1 pseudogene is annotated in these 1,187 nt (G+C 40.0%); it reads left to right on the top strand.

What is annotated here, in order from left to right:
* Window positions 1-1,187, top strand: a pseudogene (locus ACFIMP_RS09710) (hypothetical protein); the annotation flags it as partial.

Consider the following 1,187-nt stretch of genomic DNA (forward strand, 5'->3'; position numbering starts at 1 on the left):
GAATTAAAACGTTCTCGTTTTTCTTTTGTTAAAGTTCTTTCGTTGGCTATAGCGGCTACATTCTTATCGAATGTTACGCCTGTTTTTTCAGCAAATCCTGATTTTAGAAACACGTTTCTTGAAGGTGTAAAAAGTGCCGGTGTGTCTTATCCACAAAGCCTTCTCTCTGTTGCTGGTTTGAATGCTTCTGAAGATTACGCAAATTTTTTAACCAAAACCCTTTCTGGTAAGAGAGATAAGAGTCCTATCGTAAATGTTTTGACAGAAGGTAGCCGTTCTGCGCGAGTTGGAAATGTTGGTGATAAGAAAGTGCCACAGCTTACAAGAATAGCGGTTAACGATAAAAGCATGAGTGCGGATAATATTGCTGTGCGAAAATTGCCAAAAACATTTGTTAAAAAAGGGTGGATGCTGCCTGTTGAGGACGATAATAGTGATGATATTTTGCTGTCTGGCGTTAATAGTTTAGCAAGGAGGGTGAGTACGTATGCAACTAATGATGATATAAAAATAGGAAAAAATCAGAATGCGAATGCCATTAATATTATTGCTATTGGTAACGGCATACAGACATATTCACAAAGTAATCTGTTTGAAGGTGTTACTATTGTTGGCAACAGCACGAAAGACTACGCTTCTGCTGCCACCATTGTTGGTGCATGGGCAGAAGTGAAAGAATCGGGCGGTGTTGCGCTAGGTTACAATTCTGTCGCCGATAGGGCTAGAGGTGTTTTTGGCTATTCTCCTAATAAGAAAGCGAATGCAACAGGTACTGAAGTTCAATGGAAGAGTGTTTATGGTGCCATGAGTGTTGGTAATCTCAGCGAGAAGGGAACGCGACAAATTATAGGGGTAGCAGCTGGTTCTGAACTGACTGATGCAGTAAATGTTGCGCAGATAAAGTCATTACAAAATTACGTAGATAAAGGTTGGCAGCTGTCTGTTGGTGGTGCAGATGCTACAACTATCGGTATAGAGAGCAAGATCGATTTATCAGCGGCAAGTGAAAATCTTCAAATTAGCAAAGGCAAAGATAATAATAATATAAAATTTGATCTAGCTAAGGAAATCGCAGTCAATAAAGTAACTGCAGGAAGCAATACCCTAGACGCAACAGGCTTAGTGATTACAGGTGGACCGAAAATAATCATTTCTGGGATAGATGCTGGGGGTAAAAAGATTACAGG

The organism is Bartonella sp. AP65SXKL (assembly GCF_042195725.1).
Classification (GTDB): domain Bacteria; phylum Pseudomonadota; class Alphaproteobacteria; order Rhizobiales; family Rhizobiaceae; genus Bartonella.